This is a genomic window from Streptomyces sp. NPDC054047 (genome assembly GCF_055585065.1).
The window spans coordinates 255,250-280,142 of sequence record NZ_JBVJKV010000001.1 but is presented as its reverse complement, the minus strand read 5'-3'; the positions used below and the strand labels follow the sequence as shown (position 1 = coordinate 280,142).

Here is a 24,893-nt window from a genome sequence, read left to right as displayed (position 1 = left end):
GCCGGCCGGACGGCTTAGGTGACGGATGCGACGCCGCGCGGGGCGCTGCAGAGGCAGCGCCCCGCGCGGTGGTGTCGTGCTGCGGGGTGGATCAGCCGGTGAAGGTGCCGGACTTGACCGGCTTCCAGCCCTTGGTCGGGTCCTCGGTGGACTTCACCTGGTACACGGTGAGCTGCTTGTTGGTCGCGTCGCCGTACTCGTCGAAGGAGACCTTGCCGGTCACGCCGTCGAAGGAGACGTTCTGCATGGCCTCGACGATCTTGGCGCGAGCGTCGTCGGGCAGCTTGCCGTCGTTGTCCTCGACGACCTTCTTGACCGCTTCGATGATCGCCCAGGCCGAGTCGTACGAGTAGCCGCCGTAGGCCTCGTAGGCCTCCTTGTAGCCGGCCTTCTTGTAGTTCGCGATGAACTCCTTGGCGGACGGCAGTTCCTCGACGGGCTGGCCGACGGAGGTGGCGTAGTCGCCCTTGCCTTCCTTGCCGGCGAGCTTGACGAAGTCGGCGCTGTAGATGCCGTCGCCGCCGACGAGCGGGATCTTGGCACCGGCCTTCTTCATCTGCTTGCTCAGCGGGCCGGCCGCGGGGTACTCGCCGCCGTAGTAGACGACGTCCGCGTCCGAGTTCTTGATCTTGGTGGCGACGGCACCGAAGTCCTTGGTGTCCGGGTTCACGTGCTCGGTGCCGGCGACCTTGCCGCCGAGCTTGGTGAACTCGTCCTTGAAGGTGGCGGCCAGGCCGGCACCGTAGGTCTTCTTGTCGTCGATGACGAAGACCTTCTTCTTCTTCGCATCGTTGAACAGGTACTGCGCGGCGAACGGGCCCTGGATGGCGTCCGTGGTGGCCGTACGGAAGTAGGCCTTGTACGGGCGCACCTTCTTGCCGCCGTTCCAGTCCTGGCCCTGGGTCATGGCCGGGTTGGTGTTGGCGGGGGAGACCTGGACGAGCTTCGCGTCGTCGAAGACCTTCTGCATCGACTCGCCGACGGAGGAGTTCAGGGGGCCGACGGCGCCGAGGATTTCCTTGTTGGCGACGAACTTGGTCGCGTTGGTCTGGCCCGACGCGGGCTGGCCCTGGTCGTCGGCGGGCTGCACCTTGAAGGTGATGCCGTCGACGTACTTCTTCTCGTTGGCCTGCTTGGCGGCGAGATCCACGGAGTTTCGGATGCCGAGGCCCAGCGCGGACAAGTCGCCGGTCAGCGGCGCGTCGACGCCGATGACCACGGTGGTGCCGCCGCCCCCGGCCTCGTCCTTGTCCTTGTCGTCGCGTGAGCCACAGGCGGTGAGGGTGAGTGCCCCCGCGGTGAGTGCAGCGGTGATGGCTATGAGCGAACGTTGACGCACGATCAGTCCTTTCCCCTGGCACGGCCGTCCCCTGTTGGGTGGCCGAGTCGAGCGCAGAACCGAACTGACAGGAATCCGGTGGGCGCGGTGACTGGCCGTGACTCTAAGGGGCGCTTTGTTCCTGGTGGAGTGGTCAGGCCAAAGGTGTGACGCTCTTGTTATGCCACGGAGTATTCCGCGCTGGAACTCAGGGGGCGGTTGTGGCGGAATACGCCACCTTCGGTGCATCCCGCATGCTGAGAACTTGCAGGACTGTCAGGGTGTTTTACTCATGACATCAGTGTTCGGGGGGCATGCAGCTGTCAGGGCCGCGGAAAGATCTTTTGCGTACGCCGAGCCGAGGATGAAGCTCTGTATCTGCATTGCGCGCACATTACGCAGTGTTACGACCAGGAAAGGGAGTCCGGCATTCCGCTGCACATTTCCACATTCGCGAATGTGCATCGTGATGCGTGCCGTACGAGGGGTTCCGCTTTTCACCGTGAATGGGGTATGGGGAGCGGCGGTGACCGACAGCGCCGTCGTCGGCTGGGTGATCCGTCGGACGGACACCGGCGGTCCCGAGTCCTGGCTGAGGCTGACGGTGAAGCTGAACGAGCGGTCACCGGCCCGGGGACGCGTCATCTCGCCCTTGTACGTCACGGCCACGGTCTGCGACGGGTAGAGCGGTGGCGGCGGCTCCGGGGGCCGCGGACGGGTCAGGTAGAGGCTGAGCCCGGCGGCCCCGACGACCGCGGCCGTGGCGAGGGCCAGGGCGGTGCGGCGGTGCCGGGTGAGGAGCGGGCGGGAGCGCAGGGGTTGCGTCCAGGCCTGGCCGGCGGAGGCGGTGCCGGTGGCCCGGGTCTCGTAGGTGTCGTCGCCCGGCTCGATGGGGCCGATGGCGTTCACACCCACGGCCCGCCGCTCGGCTGCCCGTGGCGGTAGCGCTTCTCGCACCGCTCGCGGGCCTCCCGGGCGAGCAACTTCCGTCCCGCGTCGGCTCCGTGGCGCTCGCGCTCGGCGCGGGCCAGGTCGAGGGTGTCCCGCAGGATCATGTACTGCCCGTTGGAGAGGCCCATCGACTGGTAGTCGCCGTAGGTCTCCTTGCCCGAGTCGTAGATCTGCCGGCCCCACTTGGTGATCAGGGCCGTGCAGAGGTCCTCGGGGGAGGTGGTGGCGGGGGAGGGCGCGGTGCTCCTGCTGGGGGCGTCATCGGCGGAAGGGGAGCTCCCGCATCCGGTGACGGCGAGGAGGGTGGTGGAGAGGAGGGTGGCGAAGGCGAGCGCACAGAGCGGTTTCCGGTGCCTCATGCAAGGACGCTAGACCGGCGCCCCACGCTCCGACAATGCGTGGGGCGGGCCGGGTCGGCGGGCGCGCGCCCGCCCTCAACCGCCTTATCCGGCGGAGCCGTTGGGCTCCACGTCACGCAACAGGCAGGTCAGCCGCGCGGTGCACACCCGCTTGTCCTGCTCGTCGGTGATGACGATCTCGTACGTCGCCGTGGAGCGGCCCCGGTGCACGGGCGTCGCCACGCCGGTGACCAGGCCCGAACGCGCGCCGCGGTGGTGCGTGCAGTTCAGGTCGACGCCGACGGCGAGCTTCTTGCTCCCGCCGTGCAGCATCGAGCCGACCGAGCCGAGGGTCTCGGCCAGGACGGCGGACGCGCCGCCGTGCAGCAGGCCGTACGGCTGGGTGTTGCCCTCGACCGGCATGGTGCCGACGACGCGACCGGCGGACGCCTCGACGATCTCGACGCCCATCCGGTTGCCCAGGTCGCCCGCGGAGAAGAGGGCGGGCAGGTCGACGCCGAGCGCGGCGTACTCGTCGATGACCTCTTGCGGGAACTTCACGCTGTGCTGCTCGCCCATGGGGCCCGGCTCCGTTCGTCGTCCTCACTTGTCGCTGAGCGAACGCTCAGTCGGTGCCCGATTGTTCCAGGCGGACGACGACGGACTTGCTGGCGGGGGTGTTGCTCGTGTCGGCCGTCGCGTCCAGCGGGACCAGGACGTTCGTCTCCGGGTAGTACGCGGCCGCGCAGCCACGGGCCGTCGGGTAGTGCACGATCCGGAAGCCCGGCGCGCGCCGCTCGACGCCGTCCTTCCACTCGCTCACCAGATCCGCGTACGACCCTTCGGCGAGGTTCAGCTCGCGGGCGTCGTCGGGGTTGACCAGGACGACCCTGCGGCCGTTCTTGATGCCGCGGTAGCGGTCGTCGAGGCCGTAGATCGTGGTGTTGTACTGGTCGTGCGAGCGCAGCGTCTGGAGCAGCAGCCGTCCCTTGGGCAGGGCGGGGAACTCCACGGGCGCCGCGGTGAAGTTGGCCTTGCCGGTGGCCGTGGGGAAGCGGCGCTCGTCGCGCGGGGCGTGCGGCAGGGCGAAGCCCGCGGGGTCGGCCACCTTGGCGTTGAAGTCCTCGAAGCCGGGGATCACGCGCGCGATGCGGTCGCGCACCGTGGCGTAGTCCTTCTCGAACTCCTCCCAGGGCGTGGCCGATTGGGGGCCAAGGACGCGGCGGGCCAGGCGGCACACGATGGCCGGCTCGGAGAGCAGATGCGGGCTCGCGGGCTCCAGTCGGCCGCGCGAGGCGTGCACCATGCCCATGGAGTCCTCGACGGTCACGAACTGCTCGCCGCTGCCCTGGAGGTCCCGCTCGGTGCGGCCGAGCGTCGGCAGGATCAGCGCACGCGCGCCCGTGACGGCGTGCGAGCGGTTCAGCTTCGTCGACACGTGGACGGTCAGGCGGGCCTTGCGCATCGCCGCCTCCGTCACCTCCGTGTCGGGCGACGCCGCCACGAAATTGCCGCCCATCGCGAAGAACACCTTCGCCTCGCCGTCCCGCAGCGCCTTGATCGCGCGGACGACGTCCAGGCCGTGCTCGCGCGGCGGCGCGAAGCCGAACTCCTTCTCCAGGGCGTCGAGGAAGGCCGGGGCGGGCCGCTCGAAGATGCCCATCGTGCGGTCGCCCTGCACGTTCGAGTGCCCGCGCACCGGGCACACGCCCGCGCCGGGACGGCCGATGTTGCCGCGCAGCAGAAGGAAGTTGACCACCTCGCGGATGGTCGGCACGGCGTGCTTGTGCTGGGTCAGGCCCATCGCCCAGCACACGACGGTGCGCTTCGAGGCGAGCACCATGGCCAGCGCTTCCTCGATGCGTTCGCGCTCCAGACCCGTGGCCTCAAGGGTCTCGTCCCAGTCGGCGTCCCGCGCGGCGGCGGTGAACTCCTCGTACCCATGGGTGTGTTCGCGGACGAAGTCCTCGTCCACGGCACCCTCGGTCTCCAGGATGAGCTTGTTCAGGAGGCGGAACAGGGCCTGGTCGCCGCCGAGCCTGATCTGCAGGAAGAGGTCGGTCAGGGCGGTGCCCTTGAGCATGCCCTGCGGGGTCTGCGGATTCTTGAACCGCTCCAGGCCGGCCTCGGGCAGCGGATTGACCGTGATGATCTTCGCGCCGTTGTTCTTCGCCTTCTCCAGGGCGGAGAGCATGCGCGGGTGGTTCGTGCCAGGGTTCTGCCCGGCGACGATGATCAGGTCCGACTTGTACAGGTCCTCCAGGAGGACGCTGCCCTTGCCGATCCCGATGGTCTCCGTGAGGGCCGAGCCGGACGACTCGTGGCACATGTTCGAACAGTCGGGCAGGTTGTTCGTGCCCAGCTCGCGGGCGAACAGCTGGTACAGGAACGCCGCTTCGTTGCTCGTGCGGCCCGAGGTGTAATAGACCGACTCGTCCGGGCTGTCAAGGGCGGCCAGTTCCTCGCCGATGATGTCGAAGGCCCGCTCCCAGGGAACGGGTTCATAGCGCTCGGCGCCCTCCGCCAGATACATCGGGTGGGTGAGGCGGCCCTGCTGCCCCAGCCAGTACCCACTGCGGGTGGCGAGGTCGGCCACCGGGTGCGCGGCGAAGAAGTCCGGGGTGACCCGGCGCAGCGTGGCCTCCTCGGCGACCGCCTTCGCGCCGTTCTCGCAGAACTCCGCCTTGTGCCGGTGCTCCGGCTCGGGCCAGGCGCAGCCCGGGCAGTCGAAGCCGTCCTTCTGATTGACCCGCAGCAGCGTCAGTGCCGTGCGGCGCACCCCCATCTGCTGCTGCGCCATGCGCAGCGTGTGCCCGATGGCGGGAAGGCCCGCCGCGGCGTGCTGGACCTCCGCGACCTGCGGCGCGTCCTGGACCGGATCACCCTTGGGCGACTTCCTTGCCATGGTCGGCTCCCCTTCGAGCACGTGCGTGAGCTATGTCTCCGATCCTCCCACGCGACGCCGACAGCGCGGTCGCGGGTGAGGGTTGGGCCTGAGTGTCAGTGGGGCGTGGCAGGATCGGGGACGTGGCAGAAAAAGCAGCGAAGAAGAAGTCCGAGACCGCGCCGAAGCCGAGTGGCGAGCAGCGTCCGCGCCTGCTCCTCATGGACGGGCACTCCCTGGCCTACCGGGCGTTCTTCGCGCTGCCCGCGGAGAACTTCACGACCGCGACGGGCCAGCCGACGAACGCGATCTACGGCTTCGCGTCGATGCTGGCGAACACCCTGCGCGACGAGGCGCCCACGCACTTCGCGGTGGCCTTCGACGTCTCGCGCAAGACGTGGCGCTCCTCGGAGTTCCCGGAGTACAAGGCGAACCGCTCCAAGACCCCGGACGAGTTCAAGGGCCAGGTCGAGCTGATCGGCGAGGTGCTCGACGCGATGCACGCGGTGCGGTTCGCGGTGGACGGCTTCGAGGCGGACGACGTCATCGCCACGCTCGCCACCCAGGCCGAGGCGGCCGGCTTCGACGTCCTGATCGTCACCGGTGACCGCGACTCCTTCCAGCTGATCACCGACCACGTGACCGTGCTGTACCCCACGAAGGGCGTCTCCGAGCTCACGCGCTTCACGCCGGAGAAGGTCGAGGAGAAGTACGGCCTCACGCCCAGCCAGTATCCCGACTTCGCCGCCCTGCGCGGCGACCCCTCGGACAACCTCCCCGGCATCCCCGGAGTCGGCGAGAAGACCGCCGCGAAGTGGATCAACCAGTTCGGTTCCTTCGCGGACCTCGTCGAGCGCGCCGAAGAGGTCAAGGGCAAGGCCGGGCAGAACTTCCGCGACCACCTGGACGCGGTGAAGCTGAACCGCCGCCTCACGGAGATGGTGCGCGACGTGGAGCTCCCCAAGACGGTCACCGACCTGGAGCGCCTTCCGTACGACCGCACGGCCCTCGCCCTGGTCCTCGACACCCTGGAGATCCGCAACCCCTCGCTGCGCGAGCGCCTCCTGGCCGTCGACCCCGGCGCGGAGGAGGCCGAGGAGACCCCGGCCGAGCCCGGCGTGGAGCTGGACGGCTCGGTGCTCGGCGCGGGCGAGGTCGCACCCTGGCTCGCCGAGCACGGCAACGCGGTCCTCGGTGTGGCCACGGTCGACACCTGGCAGCTCGGCACGGGCTCGGTGACCGAGGTCGCCCTCGCGGCGGCCGGCGGAGCGGCGGCCTGGTTCGACCCGTCCCGCCTGGACGAGGCCGACGAGAACGCGTTCGCGGCCTGGATCGCCGACCCGGACAAGCCCAAGGTCCTGCACAACGCCAAGGCCACGATGCGGGTCTTCCCGGAGCACGGCTGGAGCGTGGACGGCGTCGCCATGGACACGGCGCTCGCCGCGTACCTGGTCAAGCCGGGCCGCCGCTCCTTCGCCCTGGACGCCCTGTCCCTGGAGTACCTGGGCCGTGAGCTGGCCCCCGCCGGGGCGGCCGAGGGGCAGCTCGCCTTCGGCACGGAGGAGGACGACCAGGCCGAGGCCGATTCGCTGATGGCGCAGGCCCGCACGATCCTCGACCTGGGCACGGCCTTCGGCGAGAAGCTGAAGGAGGTCGGCGCCGGTGATCTCCTGACGGACATCGAACTGCCGACGTCCATCCTCCTGGCCCGCCTGGAGCGGCACGGCATCGCGGCGGACCGCGCCCATCTGGAGGCGATGGAGCAGCAGTTCGCGGGCGCGGTGCAGCAGGCCGTGAAGGAGGCGCACGAGGCGGCCGGCCACGAGTTCAACCTCGGCTCGCCCAAGCAGCTCCAGGAAGTCCTCTTCGGTGAGCTGAACCTCCCCAAGACGAAGAAGACGAAGACCGGGTACACCACGGACGCGGACGCCCTGGCCTGGCTCGCGGCCCAGACCGAGAACGAACTGCCGGTCATCATGCTGCGCCACCGCGAGCAGGCGAAGCTGCGCGTCACGGTCGAGGGCCTGATCAAGGCGATCGCGACGGACACCCGCATCCACACGACGTTCAACCAGACGGTCGCGGCGACGGGCCGCCTGTCCTCCACCGACCCGAACCTCCAGAACATCCCGGTCCGCACGGACGAGGGCCGGGCCATCCGCCGCGGCTTCGTGGTCGGCGAGGGCTTCGAGTCCCTGATGACCGCGGACTACAGCCAGATCGAACTGCGCGTGATGGCCCACCTCTCCGAGGACGAGGGCCTCCTGGAGGCGTTCGGCTCGGGCGAGGACCTGCACACGACGGTCGCCTCCCAGGTCTTCTCCGTCGATGGCTCCGCCGTCGACGCCGAGATGCGCCGCAAGATCAAGGCCATGTCGTACGGCTTGGCGTACGGCCTCTCCGCGTTCGGCCTCTCCCAGCAGCTGAACATCGAGGCGGGCGAGGCCCGTGCCCTGATGGACACCTACTTCGAGCGGTTCGGCGGCGTACGCGACTATCTGCGCCGAGCCGTCGACGAGGCCCGCGCGACGGGGTACACGGAGACGATGCTGGGCCGCCGCCGGTATCTCCCCGACCTCAACAGCGACAACCGCCAGCGCCGCGAGATGGCCGAGCGGATGGCCCTGAACGCGCCCATCCAGGGCACGGCCGCGGACATCGTCAAGATCGCCATGCTGAACGTGCACCGCGCGCTGACGGAGGCGAAGCTCGACTCCCGCATGCTGCTCCAGGTCCACGACGAAATCGTCCTGGAGATCGCCCCGGGCGAGCGCGCCAAGGTCGAGGAGCTCGTCCGCCGCGAGATGGCGGGCGCGGTGTCGCTGCGGGCGCCGCTGGACGTGTCGGTGGGAGTGGGCCCGGACTGGGAGTCCGCGGCGCACTAGGCGTTGCTTGGTCCCTGCTTCGCAGCCCCGGGCTGACATCTTGCGGCCCGGGGCGGCTTGCGGGGCGGGAACGGCTTGTGGGGCGGGAACGGCCTGTGGCCAGGGGGACAGGAAGATGTCAGCCCGTCCGGCGTTCGAGGACATCCTTTTCGAGTTCGAGCACATCTTTGTCGGGGGCCCAGGGGTGGAGCCGCCCGGTGCCGGGGAGGGGCGGGCCAGGGGGAAACCCGCCCTCACCCGGGTGGCCCTCGCCCCCGAGCCCCGCAAAGACACCCCCGCCACGATGACCGCATGGCTCTTCACCTGCGAAAGTGCCGAATAGCGATGGCCACGGCACTGGTCACCACCCTCCTCACCCCCCTCCCCGCCACCGCCGCCGGGGCAAGCGCGGCGCAACGCGCTGGCTCCTGCACGGCTCGCAGCGACCCCGCCCTCGCCGCCCAGCTGGCCCGCGAGATCCGTGCCGTCCTGGTCGCCCGGCGGAGCACCGTCTCCGTGGCCCTCCACGACCCCGCCACCGGTCTCAGCTGCTCCCTCGGCAGCAGCCACCGCTACGACACCGCGAGCATCGCCAAGGTCATGATCATGGAGGCCGCCCTCCGCCGCGCGCAGGACTGGGGCCGCGGCCTGACCACCTGGGAGCGCCGCAAGATCCGCCCCATGATCATCCGCTCGGACAACACCGCGGCCCGGCGCCTCTTCGACGACCTGGGCCAGTCCTACATCGCCCGCTTCCTGGGCCGCGCCGGCACCGCCGCCACCACCCTCAACCCGTACGGACTCTGGGGCCTGACCCGCACCTCGGCGGCCGACCAGCTCCGCCTCCTCGGCGTCCTCACCGGAGCCAGGGCCCGCGCCCTGCTGAGCCCGACCTCACGCGCGTACGGCCTCAAGCAGCTGAACGAGGTGCGGCGCGACCAGCGCTGGGGCGTGCCCGCGGGCATGCCGCGCGGCACGAAGGCGTACCTCAAGAACGGCTGGCTGCCCCGGTCCACGCACGGCTGGCGGGTGCACAGCATCGGCGCGTTCACCGGAGCCGACAAGGGTAAGGGCAAGGGCAAGACCAAGGAAGCGGGCACGGGCACGGGGGCCGGAGCGGGGAAGGACCGCAGCCGCACGTACCGCATCGTCGTCCTCTCGCACGACAACCCCACGATGAAGTACGGAGTCCGTACCATCGAACGCGTTGCCCAAGCCGTGCACCGCGCGCTCAACAAGGGCCGCTCCGCAGGGCAGGAGCTCACCCCGGAGAACGAGATCAGCGAAGTGCCCGACGGATCGGTACCGGCCGACGCCCGGCCCGACACCGGGTCTGACACCGGACCCGACACCGGGCCCGAGTCCCCGCCCGAACAGGACGCGGCCAACCGGTGAAAATCGGGCACGAACGGGTGTCTGGGCGCCGGAAGTTGTCGTAGTGTCGCCTGAGTCGGCCCGCTGGGGAGCACAACGGGGAGCACAGCAGAGCGGGGCGGCGACAGGCACAGTCGTCAAGGGGAGGGATTCACGGTCATGGCGGCGGTATTCGGCAGGCGGTTGCGCAGGGGAGCGGTGACCACCGCGGTGGCCGCGGCGGCGGTGGCCGCGCTCGCGGCGTCCCAGGCCCCGGGCGTGGCGGACGTCTCTCGCGACGAGCGGGCCGGGGCATCCGACGCCACGCCGCCTCCGGAGAACTCCGCGACCGGCAACTCCCCCTACTACACCGACCTGCCGCCCCTGAAGACCCCGGTCCCGCCGACCGGGGCGCCCGACGGCGGCGACGCCGCAACCGATGACTCGGAAGTCCCGGCCACCGTCCTCGACGCGTACAAGAAGGCCGAGGCGTCCCTGGCCAGCTCCAAGCCGGGCTGCAACCTCCCCTGGGAACTGCTCGCCGCGATAGGCAAGGTCGAGTCGGGCCAGGCGCGTGGCGGTCGCGTGGACGCGAACGGCACGACGATCGCACCGATCCTCGGCCCGGTTCTCGACGGCAACGGCTTCGCGAAGATCACTGACACCGACGACGGCGCGTACGACGGCGACAAGACGCACGACCGCGCGGTCGGCCCCATGCAGTTCATCCCCTCGACGTGGGCCACCTGGGCGCAGGACGGCAACGACGACGGCAAGACGGACCCGAACAACATCTACGACGCCGCGCTCGCCGCGGGAAGCTACCTCTGCGCGAACGACCGCGACCTGTCCGTCGAGGCCGATCTGCACAAGGCGATCCTCAGCTACAACCGCTCGACGGACTACCTGAACACGGTCCTGACGTGGCTGGAGCACTACCGCAAGGGTGTCGACGAGATTCCCGACGGCACGGGTGACCTGCCGGGCGACCGCAGCGACGACAACGCCCCGGGCGCGAGCCCGAGTCCGAGCCCCACGCCCCCGGCGTCCGGTTCGCCCTCGCCGAAGCCGTCCGACCCGTCCAAGCCGTCGAAGCCCTCCAAGCCGTCCAAGCCCTCCAAGCCCGGCAACGGAGGCGGCAGTCCGAGCACGCCGCCGTCGAACGGCGGCGGCTCCGAGACCCCGGACCCGGGCCCCTCGCCCACCGACCGGGTCGCGAGCCTGGAGGACGCCGGTACCGGCAAGCTCTCCGCGACGGCGGGCGACGCCTTCGCCGAGCGCGTCGAGGTGCGCACGGAGTCCGCGTCGGGCTCGGCCGTGGCCAAGGCCAAGGTGCGGTTCGCGATCGTCGGCGACACCGACGCGCGCTTCCCGGGCGGCGCCACCAGCGCGACCGTCACCACGAGCGCCACGGGCAAGGCCACCGCGCCGGTGCTCAAGGCGGGCGAGAAGACGGGCACGTTCAAGGTCAGGGCCACGGTCGTCGGCCGTTCGCTGCCCGGCCTCGACTACACCGCGACGGTCGCCGCGCGGCAGGCCGACACCCTGGCCAGGACCAGCGACAAGGCGCTGACCTGCGCGCCGGGCGGCGAATTCGCCGACCAGGTCGAGGTCAAGGCGACGTACAAGGGAGAGGCCGCCGACCGCGTCGCGGCCACGGCCACCATGGTCACGTCGGCCACCGACGCCACGGCCAACGACAAGGGTCCGTACTTCAAGGACGCGGACGGCAAGCCGGTCCGCACGCTCAAGGCCCTCAAGACGGACGCGAACGGCGTGCTCAAGCTCCCCAAGATGTACGCGGACGACGCGGCGGGCACGTACCTGCTGCGCGTCACCACCGCGGGAGGCGCGACGCTCACAGTCGAACTGAAGGTGGCGGCGCCCGCGGCCTAGCCGCACGTCCCGCACGTACGCACGTCCTGAACGCAACGCCCCTGCGCCCGCCCGGCGCGGGGGCGTTCGTGTGCGCGCGTTCGTCTGTGTGCAACGTGTTCTCATCTGGCCGCCGCGTTGCTACGGTGCCCCAGCCCTGAACCCCTGACGCCCTGTCAGTTCACGGCCGTGTCATCAGCTTTCCCGCCTCGGGAGGATCCGCATGCGTGCTCTCATCGCCGCCGCGACCGGTCTTGCCGTCGCCGTCGCCCTGGTCCTGACGATCACGGCGATGGGGGCCCCGCCCGGCGAGACGTCGCCCGAGCCGCTGCTCACCACCGTCCCCGAGCACCCGTGACCGTCAACCGCCCGTCTCCGTAGGGAGGGCCGCCGCGATGCGCCGCAAGGCCAGCCTGATCCTGCTCGCCTTCGCCGTGTTCTTCACGGCGATGTCCCCGCTCATGCGCTGGTACGCCTTCCCGCGCCTCGCCAAGATCCCGCCGAGCCAGTACCAGGAGGCGGTCCTCGAGGCGAAGAACCCGACGCTCATCGACTACGGCTCGATGAAGGCCAAGAAGGTCGACAAGGTCACCATCGTGCAGACACTCAAGGGCAACGTGGAGGCGTCCGAGAAGATCGAGAAGACGGCGGACCGCGACGTCGTCGTCTGGGACGCCCTGTCGTACGTCCAGGACGCCGACGGCAAGATGGTCTCCAAGGTCCCCGAGCGCTACATCTTCGACGCGCACAGCCAGGAGCCGGTGCACGCCAAGGGCGAGATGGTCGACGGCGACGCGGTCAAGCGCGAGGGCATCGAGTTCAAGTGGCCCTTCCTGACCGAGAAGCGGGACTACGAGTACTTCGACGCCCAGGCCCGCGTCACCAAGCCCATCCACTACAAGGGCACGCAGACGTTCCGCGGCGTGGAGGTCTACTACTTCGAGCAGACCATCCCCTGGACCAAGGTGCCCTTCCCCAAGACCATGCCGGTCAAGGGCATCACCCCGGAGTCCCTCGCCAAGACGGGCACGACGCGCTGGTACACCACGGTCCGCAAGTTCTGGGTCGACCCGACGACCGGGGCGCCCGTCTACGGCGAGGAGATCCAGCGGAACGAGCTGCGCGGCGGCACGCTCCTCGGCGGACGCGACAAGGTGACGGTCTTCGCGGGCCACGTGAAGATGCGCGAGGACTACATCGAGAGCACGGTCGACCTGGTGAAGTCCCAGCGCGTCCTGGTCCTCCTCCTGACGTCCTATCTCCCCTGGGGCTTCCTGGGCCTCGGCCTGCTCCTGCTCGCCCTCTCCCTGTGGCTGGAGGCCCGCAGCCGCAGGCCCGGCGACCCGCAGGCCACGGCGGCGCCCGAGCCGGAACCGGTCAACGCCTGAGCCGCGCGTTGGTGAACCGCGTCGCCTGGACCGCCGCCGGATCCTCCGGCCACGGATGCTTCGGATACCGCCCGCGCAGCTCGGCCCGCACGGCCCGGTAGCCGTCCCGCCAGAACGAGGCGAGATCGGCGGTGACGGCGGCGGGGCGTCCGGCGGGGGAGAGCAGATGCACGAGAAGGGGCACGCCGCCGTCCGCGATGCGCGGGGTCTCGGCGAGCCCGAACATCTCCTGCAACTTCACCGCGAGCACAGGCTGTTCGGGGTCGGAGTAGTCGATCCGGATTCTGGACCCACTGGGTACGGCCACCCGCTCCGGGGCGAGCGCGTCCAGGCGGGTGGCTTCGCCGGTCGCCCACGGCAGGAGCCGGCCCAGGGCCTGCCCCGCGTCGATGCGCCGCAGGTCGGCCCTGCGCCGCGCCTTCGACAGCTCGGGCTCCAACCACTCGTCCACGCGCGCGTGCAGGGCGCTTTCGGAGACGTCGGGCCAGGGCGCCCCGAGATGCCGGTGCAGAAAGGCCAGCCGCTGCCGCAGCTCCCGCGCACCCTGGGACCAGTTCAAGAGCGCGGTCCCTTCCTCCTTGAGCCCCGCCAACAGCCCTTCTCGTACGAGTCCGGGGGCGGGCTTCTTGAGGGGCCGCACCGTCAGCTCCACGGCACCGAGCCGCTCGACGTGGCGCGCGACGAGATCCCCGTCGGACCAGGCGACCTCGTCCCCCTCGCTGTACAGGGGCGCGGCCGCGCTCCGGGCGACGTCCCCGTCGATGTGCCCGCCGAGCAGCACGCGCGCGTGCCCGGCGCCCACGGGCCGGTCCGCCACGGCCACGGTGATCCACTCGGCCCCGGTGAGCGCGGACCCCGCCCGCACCTCGGCCCGCGTCCCGTTCACCATGAGATACGTCCCGTCCCCGCGCCCCCGGGCCACCCGCTCGGGGAAGGCGAGCGCGGCGACGAGTCCGGCGACGTGCTCGTCGCTTCCGCCGGCCCGCGACTCCCGCGCCGGCGGCGCACCGGCCTCCGGCGGCGACGCCCCCGCGGCAGCGGTCAGCCGCCGCACCTCCGTGCGCCACCGCGCCGCGTATCCGTCCCCGCCCCGCCGGGCGGCGCGCCACGCCGCCGCGATGTCGTCCCCGTACTCGCGCGGCGGCTCCTCGCTCAGGAGGGCCACCACCTCGGCCGCGCTGCGCGCCCCCACGAGGGGAACCGCGTCGAGCAGCGCCCGCGCCAGGCGGGGGTGCAGCCCCACCCGCGCCATCCGCTCGCCCCGCTCCGTGACCCGGCCCGACTCCGCGGACACCGCACCGACCGCCGTCAGAACGGCCCGCGCCGCCGCCATCGCGCCACCCGGCGGCGGATCGAGCAGGGCGAGACCAGAGGCGTCGGGATCCCCCCAGCAGGCCGTCTGCAGGGCGAACGCGGCAAGGTCCGCCAGCTTGATCTCCGGCGCCGGAAAACGCGGCAGACGGGCGTCCTCCGCCTCCGCCCAGCACCGGTACACGGCCCCCGGCGCCTCGCGCCCCGCGCGGCCCGCCCGCTGCCGGCCCGACGCCTGCGAAGCCCGTACCGTCGTCAGCGCGCTCAGCCCGCGCGCGTGGTCGACGCGCGGCTCACGCGCGAGCCCCGCGTCGACGACCACCCGCACCCCGGGCACCGTCAGGGACGACTCCGCCACCGACGTCGCGAGGACCACCCGCCGCGTGCCTCCCGCCGAGCCCGCGAGCACCGCGTCCTGCACCGCCGCGGGCGCCCGCCCGTGCACCTGCAGGACCTCCGCGGGCGCGTCCCCCAGCTGCCCCGCCACCCGCGCGATCTCACCGACCCCGGGCAGGAAGCACAGCACGTCCCCGTCCCGCTCGGCGAGCGCCCGCCGCACCACCGACGCCACGTGCGTGAGCAGCGCCGGATCCACCCGCATCCCGTGCGGCGGCCGCACCGGACGCACGGGCGGCGCCCAGACGACCTCCACGGGGTGCGAGGTGCCGTGCGCCTCGATCACCGGAGCGTTTCCGAGGATCCGCGCCCACCCCTGCGCGTCCGTCGTCGCGGACGCCGCGACCAGCCGCAGCTCGGGCCGGAGCGCGGCCCGCACGTCGACCAGGAACGCCGCCACGGTGTCGGCGTCGAGATGCCGCTCGTGACACTCGTCGATGATCACCACGTCGACACCGGTCAGCTCCTGGTCCCGCTGGAGCCGCTGCAACAGGACACCCGTGGTGACGACCTCCACGCGCGCGTGGCGGCCCACCACCCGCTCGCCGCGCACCGTGTACCCGACGCTCTCCCCGACCTTCTCGCCGAGCAGCCACGCCATCCGCCGCGCGGCGGCCCGAGCGGCGATGCGCCGCGGCTCGGCGACCACCACACGACGCTCCGGCCCGTCCCCGAGAAGCCCCGCCAGGGCCAGCGGCACCAGCGTCGTCTTGCCCGTGCCGGGAGGCGCGCACAGCACGGCGCTGCCCGGTCCCTCCAGGGCGGAGCGCAGCGCGGGCAGCGCACCGCGCACGGGCAGGTCCAGGGCTTCGTTACGGAGACGGATCACGCACTCAGTCTCGTACGCAGACGTAGATCGCCGTCCCCGGGATCAGATTCCCGCGCAACGGGGACCAGCCGCCCCACTCCTGGGTGTTCCACGCGGGCCACTCCGGCTCCACCACGTCGACCAGGCGCAGACCGGCGGCCACGATGTCCCGCACCCGGTCGCCGAACGTCCGGTGGTGCTCCACGTAGACGGCGTTCCCCTCCTCGTCCTGCTCCACATACGGAGTGCGGTCGAAGTACGAGGCCGCGACCGACAGGCCCTCGGGGCCCGGCTCGTCGGGGAAGGCCCAGCGCATCGGGTGCGTCGCCGAGAAAACGAACCGGCCGCCGGGCCGCAGCACGCGGTGCACGTCCTTGAGGACCCGCACCGGGTCGGCGACGAACGGCAGCGCGCCGTACGCCGAGCACGCGAGGTCGAAGCTGCCGTCGGCGAACGGCAGCGCCCCCGCGTCCGCCTCCACCAGCGGCACCCCGCCGCCGATCCGCAGCGCGTGCTGAAGCTGCCGGTGGGAGAGGTCGAGGGCGACCGGGCGCGCGCCCTGCGCGGCGAGCCAGCGCGAGCACTGCGCCGCACCCGCGCCGATCTCCAGGATGTCCTTGCCCTTCAGCTCCTCGGGTGGACCCAGCAGCTCGGCCTCCACCTCGTCGAGTCCTTCGGGACCCCACACGAAACGGTCGTCACCCAGGAAGGTGCCGTGCTCGATCTGGTAGTCGTCCGCGTTCCTGTCCCACCAGCCGCGGTTGGCGCGACTGCTCTCCGTGACGTCGGCCTCACGGCGGGTGGCTTCCGGTTCGGGCGTCTCGGGCAGCTCGGACTCTTGGATGATCGGCTCCATCGTCGTACTCTTCCGTCTGGCTTGTCGTGGCTCTGCGCCGCAGCGGGACAGTAGCGGGGTCGCGTGAAAGCGTCGCGACAGGGCGCCGTGCGGCCCGTGTGGCCTCATGCGACAGAGTTTGTGCCGGGTATGCGGCGTTCCGCCCCGGGTGTGCGCCTTCGCGCATTGACCCTGTCCGGCTGCCCCCGTATGCTACAAGTTGCGCTGCGAGCCTGCCTTCCTCAGACATAGCAGGATGCGCTCGCATCTGTTGCATGTCCCCTCGGTTGTCGAGGCGCCTTCCGTTTCTTCGGAAACTGAATCGGCGCTTCCCAGGCTGTCCGGCTTCTTCAGAGCGAAATCGGCTCCGGCGCTAGCAGTACCTACGACTCACCGTCCGTACCGGAGCCCTTACCCACATGACGAGCAGCACCGAGACCACCGCTTCCACCACCCCGCAGGTAGCGGTCAACGACATCGGTAACGAGGAAGCCTTCCTCGCCGCGATCGACGAGACGATCAAGTACTTCAACGACGGCGACATCGTCGACGGCGTCATCGTGAAGGTCGACCGGGACGAGGTCCTGCTCGACATCGGTTACAAGACCGAAGGCGTCATCCCGTCCCGCGAGCTTTCCATCAAGCACGACGTCGACCCCAATGAGGTCGTCGCCGTGGGCGATGAGATCGAGGCTCTTGTTCTCCAGAAGGAGGACAAGGAAGGCCGTCTCATCCTGTCCAAGAAGCGCGCACAGTACGAGCGCGCCTGGGGCACGATCGAGAAGATCAAGGAAGAGGACGGCATCGTCACCGGCACCGTCATCGAGGTGGTCAAGGGTGGTCTCATCCTCGACATCGGCCTCCGTGGCTTCCTGCCGGCTTCCCTCGTCGAGATGCGCCGCGTCCGCGACCTCCAGCCCTACGTGGGCAAGGAGCTCGAGGCCAAGATCATCGAGCTGGACAAGAACCGCAACAACGTGGTCCTGTCCCGCCGTGCCTGGCTCGAGCAGACCCAGAGCGAGGTCCGCCAGACCTTCCTCACGACCCTGCAGAAGGGCCAGGTCCGCTCCGGCGTCGTTTCCTCGATCGTCAACTTCGGTGCGTTCGTGGACCTCGGTGGCGTCGACGGTCTCGTGCACGTCTCCGAGCTTTCCTGGAAGCACATCGACCACCCCTCCGAGGTTGTCGAGGTCGGCCAGGAAGTCACCGTCGAGGTCCTCGACGTCGACATGGACCGCGAGCGCGTCTCGCTGTCGCTCAAGGCGACGCAGGAAGACCCGTGGCAGCAGTTCGCCCGCACGCACCAGATCGGGCAGGTTGTTCCCGGTAAGGTCACCAAGCTCGTTCCGTTCGGTGCGTTCGTGCGCGTCGACGAGGGCATCGAGGGCCTGGTCCACATCTCCGAGCTGGCCGAGCGCCACGTGGAGATCCCGGAGCAGGTCGTCCAGGTCAACGACGAGATCTTCGTCAAGGTCATCGACATCGACCTCGAGCGCCGCCGCATCAGCCTCTCGCTGAAGCAGGCCAACGAGGCCTTCGGCGCCGACCCGTCGGTCGTCGAGTTCGACCCGACCCTGTACGGCATGGCCGCGTCGTACGACGACCAGGGCAACTACATCTACCCCGAGGGCTTCGACCCCGAGACCAACGACTGGCTCGAGGGCTTCGAGTCCCAGCGTGAGGTGTGGGAGACCCAGTACGCCGAGGCGCAGACGCGCTTCGAGCAGCACCAGGCGCAGGTCATCAAGTCCCGTGAGGCGGACGCCCAGGCCGAGGCTGAGGGCGCTGCGGCTCCCGCTTCCTCGACCGGCACTCCGGCTGCCGGTGGCACCGGTGGCGGCGGCGGTTCGTACTCCTCGGAGTCGGACGACAACTCCGGCGCCCTGGCGTCGGACGAGGCGCTTGCCGCGCTGCGCGAGAAGCTCGCGGGCGGCCAGAGCTGAGGCTCGCCCCAGGCGGTAACAGCTGAACGCTGCGGGCCCGCACCCCTTCGGGGGTGCGGGCCCGCAGTGCGTTGTCGAGGGCTACGGAGTTGAGGGCTACGGAGTGACCGTGATGTTGGTCAGGCCCTTGCCGCCCGTCACCGTGTTGCTCGCGTGGACCGTCGTCTTGCAGCTGCCGCTGAAGTTGGTCACGTTGATGGCCAGTTGCTTGTCGCCCGTCGAGCCGGACAGGTTCGACCTGTTGCCGCGGAAGACCGTGCCGCAGCCCCAGCCGGACTGCTGGCTGTGGGTCTCGTAGCCGTTGTTCGTGGTGTTCTTGCCGGTGTTGTTCTCGATGACGTAGTTGTTGCCCTTCACGTCGATCCACGAGTCGTCGTAGTTGTTGCCGGTCAGGCCCTTGCCGTCGAAGGTGTTGCCGGAGACCTTGCCGCCGGTGGTGCCTTCCTTGAGGTCGACGGCCTCGCCGCCCACGTCGGGGCCGATCGTGTTGTCGAGTATCTGTACGTTGTCGCTCTTGTCGGAGAGCGTGTTGGCGCTGCCCACGTAGACGCCCTCTCCCATGCCGCGGTCGTCGTTCCCGGTGTCGTAGATCTTCGAGCCCTTGATGACACCGTCGGTGCTCGACTTCCGGAAGTGGACGCCCTCCATGTCGAGGCCGTGGACCGTGACGGTGTCCACCACGACGCCCTTCGCGGAGTCGATCATGATGCCCTTCTGGCCGCCCGTGACGGTGATGCCCTTGACCGTCCAGTAGGAGGCGCCGTTCAGGTGCAGGCCGTAACCGCCGCCCGCCGTGAGCACCGCCTTCGACGAGCCGGTCAGGGTGATGCGGGCGCCTGAGCTCGCGGCCGTGCTCGTCTTGAAGTTGCCGGTGTACGTGCCGTCGGCGAGGCGGATCGTGTCGCCCGGGGAGGCACTGGAGAGCGCGGACTTGAGCTGGGCCGCGGTGGAGACCTCGATGGTCCCGGCTGCCGCCGGCACGGGGGAGGCGGTGGCCACGACGGCCAGGCCTCCGGTGGCGGCCGTCGCGGCGAGCGTGGCGAGTGTCGCGATGAGCAGAGTGCGTCGGGTGCGCATGGGGGTGACCCTCCGGTTCTCGTACGTGAACACTGGGTGTGCATCTGAACGTAGAGGTGGGGCATGTCCGCGTCAAGGTCTGGACTAAGCCGGGTGTGCGCGGGGCGGATGCGTGAACTCGGCGTCCCCTTGCGGGCGTTCACGCATACGAACCTCGACGCACTTCTTGCGCGTACGGGACGCAAGAAGCCGCTGTGAAGAGGTGGGGGAGGGAATGCCCACGCCCGTGCGGGCGTTCTGCTGTACGAGTCACGATGAAGAGGGCGAGGAGCGGTCACAGTGCTTGATCCGCAGGGTTTGTACGCATGGGAGCCGAAGGGCCTCGCCGTCGTCGACATGGCGCTCGCCCAGGAATCGGCCGGACTGGTCATGCTCTACCACTTCGACGGCTACATCGACGCGGGCGAGACCGGCGACCAGATCGTCGAAGGCCTCACGGAGAGCCTGCCCGGCCAGGTGGTGGCGCGCTTCGACCACGACCGGCTCGTCGACTACCGCGCCCGCCGCCCGCTGCTCACCTTCCGACGCGACCGCTGGACCGACTACGAGGTGCCCACGCTCGACGTGCGGCTCCTCCAGGACGCCACGGGCGCGCCCTTCCTGCTGCTCTCCGGTCCCGAGCCGGACATCGAGTGGGAGCGCTTCGCCGCCGCGATCCGGCAGATCGTGGAGCGGCTCGGCGTACGCCTCTCGGTGAACTTCCACGGCATCCCCATGGGCGTGCCGCACACCCGTCCCGTGGGCCTCACCCCGCACGGCAACCGCACCGACCTGGTGCCGGGACACCGCAGCCCCTTCGACGAGGCGCAGGTGCCGGGCAGTGCCGCGTCGCTCGTCGAGTACCGCCTCCTGGAGGCCGGTCACGACGTGCTCGGCGTCGCCGCGCACGTCCCGCACTACATCGCGCGCTCCGCGTACCCGGACGCCGCCCTCACGGTCCTCGAGGCGATCACCGGCGCGACGGGCCTCGTGCTGCCGAGCGTCGCGCACGGCCTGCGCACCGAGGCGCACCGCACCCAGACCGAGATCGACCGGCAGATCCAGGAGGGCGACGAGGAACTGGTCGCCCTCGTGCAGGGACTTGAGCACCAGTACGACGCCGCGGCAGGCGCCGACGCGCGCGGCAACATGCTCGCGGAGCCCGTGGACATCCCGTCGGCCGACGAGATCGGCCAGGAATTCGAGCGCTTCCTCGCCGAGCGCGAGGGCGACGCGTAGCTGGGAGGGCTGGGTGTGGCCGGGAGGGCGGCGCGTGGCGCCACCCCCTAAGCTGCCGGTCATGCTGAAGGTGGGCCTGACCGGCGGTATCGGCGCCGGCAAGAGTGAAGTATCGCGTCTCCTGGTCGCGTCCGGAGCCGTGCTGATCGACGCCGACAAAATCGCGCGCGAGGTGGTGGAGCCGGGAACTCCGGGTCTGGCGAAGGTCGTTGAGGCTTTCGGGCAGGAGATTCTGGCTCCGGACGGCACCCTCGACCGGCCGAAGCTGGGTTCGATCGTCTTCGCCGACCCCGAGAAGCTCGCCGTGCTGAACTCGATCGTGCATCCGCTGGTCGGCGCCCGCTCCGCCGAGCTGGAGGGGGCGGCCTCGCGGGACGCGGTGGTGGTCCACGACGTGCCGCTGCTCGCGGAGAACGGCCTGGCGCCGCTGTACGACCTAGTGGTCGTCGTCGACGCGAGCCCCGAGACCCAGCTCGACCGTCTCGTGCGGCTGCGCGGCATGAGCGAGGAGGACGCCCGCGCGCGGATGGCCGCGCAGGCCACCCGCGAGAAGCGTCTGGAGATCGCCGACGTCGTGATCGACAACGACGGCCCGATCGAGGGCCTGGAGCAGCGGGTCGGCGCCGTATGGGCGGACCTCGCGCGGCGGGCTCGGGCGGCCTAGGAGGAGGCGGGGCGTGGTCGTACTGGGGGTGTTCACCGCTCTGGGCGGTCTGGTCGCGCTCCTTGCCGGTGCGTACGGCCTGCGGCGGACCCGGCGCGTCACGGCCGCGGGCGAGGTGGCACAGGCCCTGGTCAAGGAGGTGCGACCGGGCGCCGAGCGGCCGTTGCTGCAGTTCGAGACGGGGGACGGGCGCGTGGTCGAGGTCGTCTCGCCGGTGCCGCCGAGCAGGAAGCGGCCGCTCGCCGCGGGCGAGCGGGTGCGCATCGCGTACGACAGTGACGACCCTCGGGAGGCCGTCCTGCTGGGGCGCGAGCGCAGGGGCGTCGACCGCGGATTCGTGGCGGTGGGCGCGGCAGTCGTGGTGCTCGGGCTCGCGCTGGCGGTCCTGGCGCCGTGAGTCCAGGGTGATGGGCCCTGGATGGGGTGGCCCCTAAAGGGCGAGTCCCGGACGGTGAGTCCCGGATGGTGAGTGGCGGGTGCCGGAGTGTAGGGGCCGCGTCACGGGGAGAATCGACGGAATAGGCGTCGGCGTGACGGGCGTTGACGCAGAGCAGCGAGGGAAGGAGTCACGCGTGCCCGAAATTACCCCGGAGACCCATGTCATCGACTTCCGTGCGGCGGAGCAGCTCCTTGCCGCGCGGGACCCCCGAGGCGCGGTGAAGCTGCTCGACACGGTCATCGCGGCCCACCCCGAGAACACGGCCGCGCGGCTGCTGCGGGCCCGTGCCTTCTTCGCCGCGGCCCAACTGCGCGCCGCCGAGCTGGAGTTCAGCATCGTTTTGGAGCGCGAGCCGGACAACGCGTTCGCCCACTTCGCGCTCGCCCGCACCTACGAACGCGCGGCGCGGCCCGACCAGGCCCGGCGCCACTTCCGCCTGGCCGCGGCGCTCGACCCGCAGCCGGAGTATCTGGCGGCGGCGCGCTTCGACGACGGCGACGCCGGCCGGGCGGGTGCCGAGGGCTAACCGGTCCTCGGCGTCTCGTACGGGGGCTCGTACGGCGGAATGTCGCGGCCCGGCTGGTAGTGCGGGCCCTGATGGATGTGGCGAAGGATCATCGCCATGTCGGCGGTGATGATCAGCCAGAGCACGCCGCAGGCCGCGGCCCATTCGGGGCGTCCCACCAAGGCGAAGGCGATCGTGCCGAACGTGGCCCAGATCAGGCCCCACACGCTGAGCCAGAAGCGCATGCGCAGCGGACTGCGCGCGGTCACCGGTTCACTGCCTGTGCGCATCATGAGAGGCCGTCTCCTCCCTCTCCACCCTGCTTCCTGCGCGTCTCCACCTTCCAGGATCCACCCGTGGGTGGTGGACCGGAAGGGGCGGAGGCTTCAAGATCGTAGATGTGTCGATCGGGGGTAAGGCCGTGCTGGACGTACTTACGGGGGGCGTGGCTGGTTCCCGCTGTAGACCCTGGGGCCACGGGGAGAGGTGGGAACGGGGCCTCGGAGAGCTTCGTTGAGGGGGCATGACTGTTGAGATGCGTGAGGGATACGAGGGGACGGGCCCCGGAGCGATCACGCCGGACGGCTGCGCGGTGGAGCTGTACGCGCGCATGACCGCCGGGGACGAGCCCGATGTCATCGCCGGTGCGGTGCCGGCTGGGGCGCACATTCTGGAGCTGGGCAGCGGGGCGGGGCGGGTGACGCGGCCCCTGCTCGAGCGGGGGTTCCGGATCACGGCCGTGGACGAGTCCGCCGAGATGCTGGAGAAGGTCGCCGCGCTCGACGGGCGGGTGCGCACGATCCGGAGCCCGATCGAGACGCTCGACCTGGGGGAGCGGTTCGAGGTGGTGACGCTCGCGTCGTTCCTCGTGCACACCGGTGACGTGGCGGTGCGGCGCGGGATGCTGCGGGCCTGCCGGAGCCATGTGACGGACGACGGCTGTGTGCTGATCCAGCGGGAGGGGGCGGACTACCACACGAACCTGCCGAGGGAGCGGGTCGATCCGGGTGGATACACGGTGCGGATCGTGTCGGCGGAGCCGGTCGGGGACGGGGTGAACGAGGTGCACGCGGAGTACGTCTTCCCGGACGCCGTATGGACCCAGACGTTCCGCGCCCGGCCGCTCACGAAGGAGCAGTTCGAGCAGGCGCTGGAGGAGGCGGGACTGAGGGTCGACAAGTACCTGACGGAGGACGGGATCTGGGTGCGGGCGGTGCCGGTGCGCTGACGCGGGCCGCGGGGGCTCCGGTGGCATCAACGGTGTGGTGGCTCCGGTGACCTCGGTGGCGTCAACGGTGTTGGTGGCTCTGGTGACCCCCATGACTCCCATGACTCCCATGACCCCTATGACCCCCGTGGCTCCTGAGGCCCCGTGTCTCCGGTGTGGGGATTGGGTGCCGCAGGGCGATGAGTTCTGCGCGGTGGGGCGGTCTATCTCGGTGACAGCACAACAGCCCCTGTTCACCGAGGAGATCACCATGACCACGGCCACCGACACCACCGCCGCCGCCTCCGCCCCCAGCGCCTCCGTCAGCACCGCCACTGTCACCGGCGGCTCCGCCGAGGCCGGTCGGCGGTCCGTCCGCATCACGCTGCGCACGCTTCAGGTGGTGCCCGCCCTGTTCTTCGGGCTCGCGAGCGGGGCGCCGAAGCTGATCGCGCACCCCACGGCGGTCGAGGCCTTCGAGGAGCTCGGGTGGGGCGATCCGGGGATGTACACGATCGGCGCGCTGGAGGTGCTCGGCGGGATCGCGCTGCTGGTTCCGGTGCTCAGTTCCGTCGGGGCGACGGCTCTCATCGGGCTGATGGTCGGCGCGTTCATCGTGAGCGTGACCGCGCTCGGCGGGGAGAACGCCGCCACGCCGCTCGTCCTGATCCTGCCGCTGGCCTGGATCGCCTGGGCGCGGCGCGGGCAGACGGCGGAGCTGGTCCGTCTCGTCCTGCGGCGCGGGGAGTGAAGGACGGCGCACCGGGGTGGAGTTCCGTCCCCGTGTCGAGGGTCCACCCCGCACTGCCGGGTGAGCCCTCGATGCGGGGACGGGGCCGTGGTGGGGGCTAGCCCTCCCGTGGCGGGGGCTAGCCGTCGAAGCCGCGCAGTCGTTCCATCTCCCGGCGGTCGCGCTTGGTGGGGCGGCCCGTTCCCCGGTCGCGTACGCCCGCGGGGGCCACGGCCTCGCGGGGCGGCGGCGGAGGGCTTTTGTCGATGTAGCACTCGACGGCCACCGGAGCGCCCACGCGCTTGCGGATGAGGCGTTTGATGACGACGACGTGTTCGCGGCCGTCCGCGTGACGCAGGCGTACCTCGTCGCCGACGTGCACGCCGTAAGCGGGCTTCACGCGCTCGCCGTTGACCCGCACATGGCCGCCCTTGCAGGCCGCCGCGCCCATGGAGCGGGTCTTGACCAGACGGACGGACCAGATCCAGACGTCGGCCCGCACGGAACCCCCGGCCGCACCCGCGCCCCCGCCCGGACCTGCTCCCGGACCCGCGCCTGCCGGAGCGCCACCGGCCCCGTTACTGCCGTTGCCGTTGCCGCTGTCGCCACCGCCTGAAGTCTCCGAAGCCATGCACCGACTTTAGTGCCTGCCCGGTGGTTCATGGCCGGGCGCTGTGCGGCAGCAGTGCGGCATCCCCGGCCGCACGGCGAGCCGTTCGGATACCGCTCCCCTCGGAGTCTGATAATTCGGGCTAATCACCACAAAGCCGGATGCAGACCCAGGGGTGC

22 protein-coding genes are annotated in these 24,893 nt (G+C 70.7%); 12 read left to right on the top strand and 10 right to left on the bottom strand.

Features of this window, described 5'->3' with window-relative positions:
- Window positions 1-91 precede the first annotated feature (91 nt).
- The 5 genes from ACZ6ZP_RS01330 to ACZ6ZP_RS01310 all read right to left on the bottom strand — a co-directional run bounded on the left by ACZ6ZP_RS01330 (window position 92) and on the right by ACZ6ZP_RS01310 (window position 5,512).
- Entirely contained in the window at window positions 92-1,339 is a 1,248-nt protein-coding gene (locus ACZ6ZP_RS01330; protein ID WP_361463666.1) for a branched-chain amino acid ABC transporter substrate-binding protein, read from the bottom strand.
- 255 nt (window positions 1,340-1,594) lie between these two features.
- Entirely contained in the window at window positions 1,595-2,227 is a 633-nt protein-coding gene (locus ACZ6ZP_RS01325; RefSeq protein ID WP_469405158.1) for a Tat pathway signal sequence domain protein, read from the bottom strand.
- A complete protein-coding gene (locus ACZ6ZP_RS01320) occupies window positions 2,224-2,628 on the bottom strand; it encodes a hypothetical protein (protein WP_351162212.1) in 405 nt (134 codons plus the stop codon). The genes ACZ6ZP_RS01325 and ACZ6ZP_RS01320 overlap by 4 nt, the downstream gene beginning before the upstream one ends.
- Before the next feature lie 84 nt (window positions 2,629-2,712).
- A complete protein-coding gene (locus ACZ6ZP_RS01315) occupies window positions 2,713-3,186 on the bottom strand; it encodes a PaaI family thioesterase (RefSeq protein ID WP_469405157.1) in 474 nt (157 codons plus the stop codon).
- Between the two features lie 46 nt (window positions 3,187-3,232).
- Window positions 3,233-5,512, bottom strand: a complete 2,280-nt coding sequence (locus ACZ6ZP_RS01310; protein ID WP_383819581.1) for an FdhF/YdeP family oxidoreductase — start codon at window positions 5,510-5,512, stop codon at window positions 3,233-3,235.
- 122 nt (window positions 5,513-5,634) lie between these two features.
- On the opposite strand from ACZ6ZP_RS01310, the gene polA reads away from it, so the two are divergent.
- From polA to pgfA, 5 genes are all read left to right on the top strand, one after another.
- Window positions 5,635-8,376, top strand: coding sequence for a DNA polymerase I (polA, locus tag ACZ6ZP_RS01305; RefSeq protein ID WP_366462170.1), 2,742 nt, complete (start codon window positions 5,635-5,637; stop codon window positions 8,374-8,376).
- 324 nt (window positions 8,377-8,700) lie between these two features.
- Entirely contained in the window at window positions 8,701-9,750 is a 1,050-nt protein-coding gene (locus tag ACZ6ZP_RS01300) for a serine hydrolase (RefSeq protein ID WP_469405155.1), read from the top strand.
- Window positions 9,751-9,888: 138 nt separating this feature from the next.
- Entirely contained in the window at window positions 9,889-11,604 is a 1,716-nt protein-coding gene (locus ACZ6ZP_RS01295; RefSeq protein WP_469405153.1) for a lytic transglycosylase domain-containing protein, read from the top strand.
- A gap of 202 nt (window positions 11,605-11,806) precedes the next feature.
- Window positions 11,807-11,941: an SPW_0924 family protein gene (locus ACZ6ZP_RS01290; RefSeq protein WP_351162198.1), complete on the top strand. Its 135-nt coding sequence runs from the start codon at window positions 11,807-11,809 to the stop codon at window positions 11,939-11,941.
- A gap of 37 nt (window positions 11,942-11,978) precedes the next feature.
- A complete protein-coding gene (pgfA, locus tag ACZ6ZP_RS01285; RefSeq protein ID WP_351162196.1) occupies window positions 11,979-12,971 on the top strand; it encodes a cell envelope lipid trafficking protein PgfA in 993 nt (330 codons plus the stop codon).
- On the opposite strand, the gene hrpB is transcribed toward pgfA, so the two are convergent.
- Window positions 12,961-15,507: an ATP-dependent helicase HrpB gene (gene hrpB / locus ACZ6ZP_RS01280; RefSeq protein ID WP_469405152.1), complete on the bottom strand. Its 2,547-nt coding sequence runs from the start codon at window positions 15,505-15,507 to the stop codon at window positions 12,961-12,963. The two genes, pgfA and hrpB, sit on opposite strands and share 11 nt — an antisense overlap.
- A 4-nt stretch (window positions 15,508-15,511) precedes the next feature.
- Window positions 15,512-16,342 carry a class I SAM-dependent methyltransferase gene (locus ACZ6ZP_RS01275; RefSeq protein WP_351162192.1) on the bottom strand — a complete coding sequence of 277 codons (831 nt, stop codon included), beginning with the start codon at window positions 16,340-16,342 and terminating at the stop codon, window positions 15,512-15,514.
- Between the two features lie 398 nt (window positions 16,343-16,740).
- Here ACZ6ZP_RS01275 and rpsA point away from each other — a divergent pair, with 398 nt between their 5' ends.
- Window positions 16,741-18,264, top strand: coding sequence for a 30S ribosomal protein S1 (gene rpsA, locus ACZ6ZP_RS01270; RefSeq protein WP_351162190.1), 1,524 nt, complete (start codon window positions 16,741-16,743; stop codon window positions 18,262-18,264).
- A gap of 96 nt (window positions 18,265-18,360) precedes the next feature.
- Here rpsA and ACZ6ZP_RS01265 read toward each other — a convergent pair whose 3' ends face one another.
- Window positions 18,361-19,341, bottom strand: a complete 981-nt coding sequence (locus ACZ6ZP_RS01265; RefSeq protein WP_351162188.1) for a right-handed parallel beta-helix repeat-containing protein — start codon at window positions 19,339-19,341, stop codon at window positions 18,361-18,363.
- A 279-nt stretch (window positions 19,342-19,620) separates the two neighbouring features.
- Between ACZ6ZP_RS01265 and ACZ6ZP_RS01260 the strand changes: the two genes are divergently transcribed.
- The 4 genes from ACZ6ZP_RS01260 to ACZ6ZP_RS01245 all read left to right on the top strand — a co-directional run bounded on the left by ACZ6ZP_RS01260 (window position 19,621) and on the right by ACZ6ZP_RS01245 (window position 22,188).
- A complete protein-coding gene (locus tag ACZ6ZP_RS01260) occupies window positions 19,621-20,559 on the top strand; it encodes a PAC2 family protein (protein ID WP_351162186.1) in 939 nt (312 codons plus the stop codon).
- 61 nt (window positions 20,560-20,620) lie between these two features.
- Window positions 20,621-21,223 (top strand): dephospho-CoA kinase, encoded by a 603-nt coding sequence (gene coaE / locus ACZ6ZP_RS01255; protein ID WP_351162525.1) that lies wholly within the window; start codon window positions 20,621-20,623, stop codon window positions 21,221-21,223.
- A gap of 13 nt (window positions 21,224-21,236) precedes the next feature.
- Window positions 21,237-21,620 carry a DUF3592 domain-containing protein gene (locus ACZ6ZP_RS01250; protein WP_399977828.1) on the top strand — a complete coding sequence of 128 codons (384 nt, stop codon included), beginning with the start codon at window positions 21,237-21,239 and terminating at the stop codon, window positions 21,618-21,620.
- Window positions 21,621-21,795: 175 nt separating this feature from the next.
- Window positions 21,796-22,188, top strand: a complete 393-nt coding sequence (locus ACZ6ZP_RS01245) for a tetratricopeptide repeat protein (protein WP_361463649.1) — start codon at window positions 21,796-21,798, stop codon at window positions 22,186-22,188.
- Here the strand turns inward: ACZ6ZP_RS01245 and ACZ6ZP_RS01240 are convergent.
- Window positions 22,185-22,457 carry a DUF6343 family protein gene (locus ACZ6ZP_RS01240; protein WP_399978201.1) on the bottom strand — a complete coding sequence of 91 codons (273 nt, stop codon included), beginning with the start codon at window positions 22,455-22,457 and terminating at the stop codon, window positions 22,185-22,187. The two genes, ACZ6ZP_RS01245 and ACZ6ZP_RS01240, sit on opposite strands and share 4 nt — an antisense overlap.
- Before the next feature lie 245 nt (window positions 22,458-22,702).
- Here ACZ6ZP_RS01240 and ACZ6ZP_RS01235 point away from each other — a divergent pair, with 245 nt between their 5' ends.
- Entirely contained in the window at window positions 22,703-23,395 is a 693-nt protein-coding gene (locus ACZ6ZP_RS01235) for a class I SAM-dependent methyltransferase (protein ID WP_361463812.1), read from the top strand.
- 250 nt (window positions 23,396-23,645) lie between these two features.
- Window positions 23,646-24,125, top strand: coding sequence for a DoxX family protein (locus tag ACZ6ZP_RS01230; protein WP_469405150.1), 480 nt, complete (start codon window positions 23,646-23,648; stop codon window positions 24,123-24,125).
- Between the two features lie 118 nt (window positions 24,126-24,243).
- Here ACZ6ZP_RS01230 and ACZ6ZP_RS01225 read toward each other — a convergent pair whose 3' ends face one another.
- On the bottom strand, window positions 24,244-24,735 hold the full coding sequence (locus ACZ6ZP_RS01225) for an RNA-binding S4 domain-containing protein (protein WP_383819603.1): 492 nt from the start codon (window positions 24,733-24,735) through the stop codon (window positions 24,244-24,246).
- Window positions 24,736-24,893 lie beyond the last annotated feature (158 nt).

Bases quoted from the DNA above. Each gene is read 5' to 3' on its own strand.
- ACZ6ZP_RS01295 (WP_469405153.1), top strand. From the start codon at position 9,889: ATGGCGGCGGTATTCGGCAGGCGGTTGCGCAGGGGAGCGGTGACCACC.
- pgfA (WP_351162196.1), top strand. From the start codon at position 11,979: ATGCGCCGCAAGGCCAGCCTGATCCTGCTCGCCTTCGCCGTGTTCTTC.
- ACZ6ZP_RS01230 (WP_469405150.1), top strand. From the start codon at position 23,646: ATGACCACGGCCACCGACACCACCGCCGCCGCCTCCGCCCCCAGCGCC.
- ACZ6ZP_RS01275 (WP_351162192.1), bottom strand. From the start codon at position 16,342: ATGGAGCCGATCATCCAAGAGTCCGAGCTGCCCGAGACGCCCGAACCG.
- ACZ6ZP_RS01320 (WP_351162212.1), bottom strand. From the start codon at position 2,628: ATGAGGCACCGGAAACCGCTCTGTGCGCTCGCCTTCGCCACCCTCCTC.
- ACZ6ZP_RS01290 (WP_351162198.1), top strand. From the start codon at position 11,807: ATGCGTGCTCTCATCGCCGCCGCGACCGGTCTTGCCGTCGCCGTCGCC.
- ACZ6ZP_RS01310 (WP_383819581.1), bottom strand. From the start codon at position 5,512: ATGGCAAGGAAGTCGCCCAAGGGTGATCCGGTCCAGGACGCGCCGCAG.
- ACZ6ZP_RS01240 (WP_399978201.1), bottom strand. From the start codon at position 22,457: ATGCGCACAGGCAGTGAACCGGTGACCGCGCGCAGTCCGCTGCGCATG.
- ACZ6ZP_RS01315 (WP_469405157.1), bottom strand. From the start codon at position 3,186: ATGGGCGAGCAGCACAGCGTGAAGTTCCCGCAAGAGGTCATCGACGAG.
- ACZ6ZP_RS01235 (WP_361463812.1), top strand. From the start codon at position 22,703: ATGCGTGAGGGATACGAGGGGACGGGCCCCGGAGCGATCACGCCGGAC.
- ACZ6ZP_RS01265 (WP_351162188.1), bottom strand. From the start codon at position 19,341: ATGCGCACCCGACGCACTCTGCTCATCGCGACACTCGCCACGCTCGCC.
- coaE (WP_351162525.1), top strand. From the start codon at position 20,621: ATGCTGAAGGTGGGCCTGACCGGCGGTATCGGCGCCGGCAAGAGTGAA.
- ACZ6ZP_RS01225 (WP_383819603.1), bottom strand. From the start codon at position 24,735: ATGGCTTCGGAGACTTCAGGCGGTGGCGACAGCGGCAACGGCAACGGC.
- rpsA (WP_351162190.1), top strand. From the start codon at position 16,741: ATGACGAGCAGCACCGAGACCACCGCTTCCACCACCCCGCAGGTAGCG.
- ACZ6ZP_RS01300 (WP_469405155.1), top strand. From the start codon at position 8,701: ATGGCCACGGCACTGGTCACCACCCTCCTCACCCCCCTCCCCGCCACC.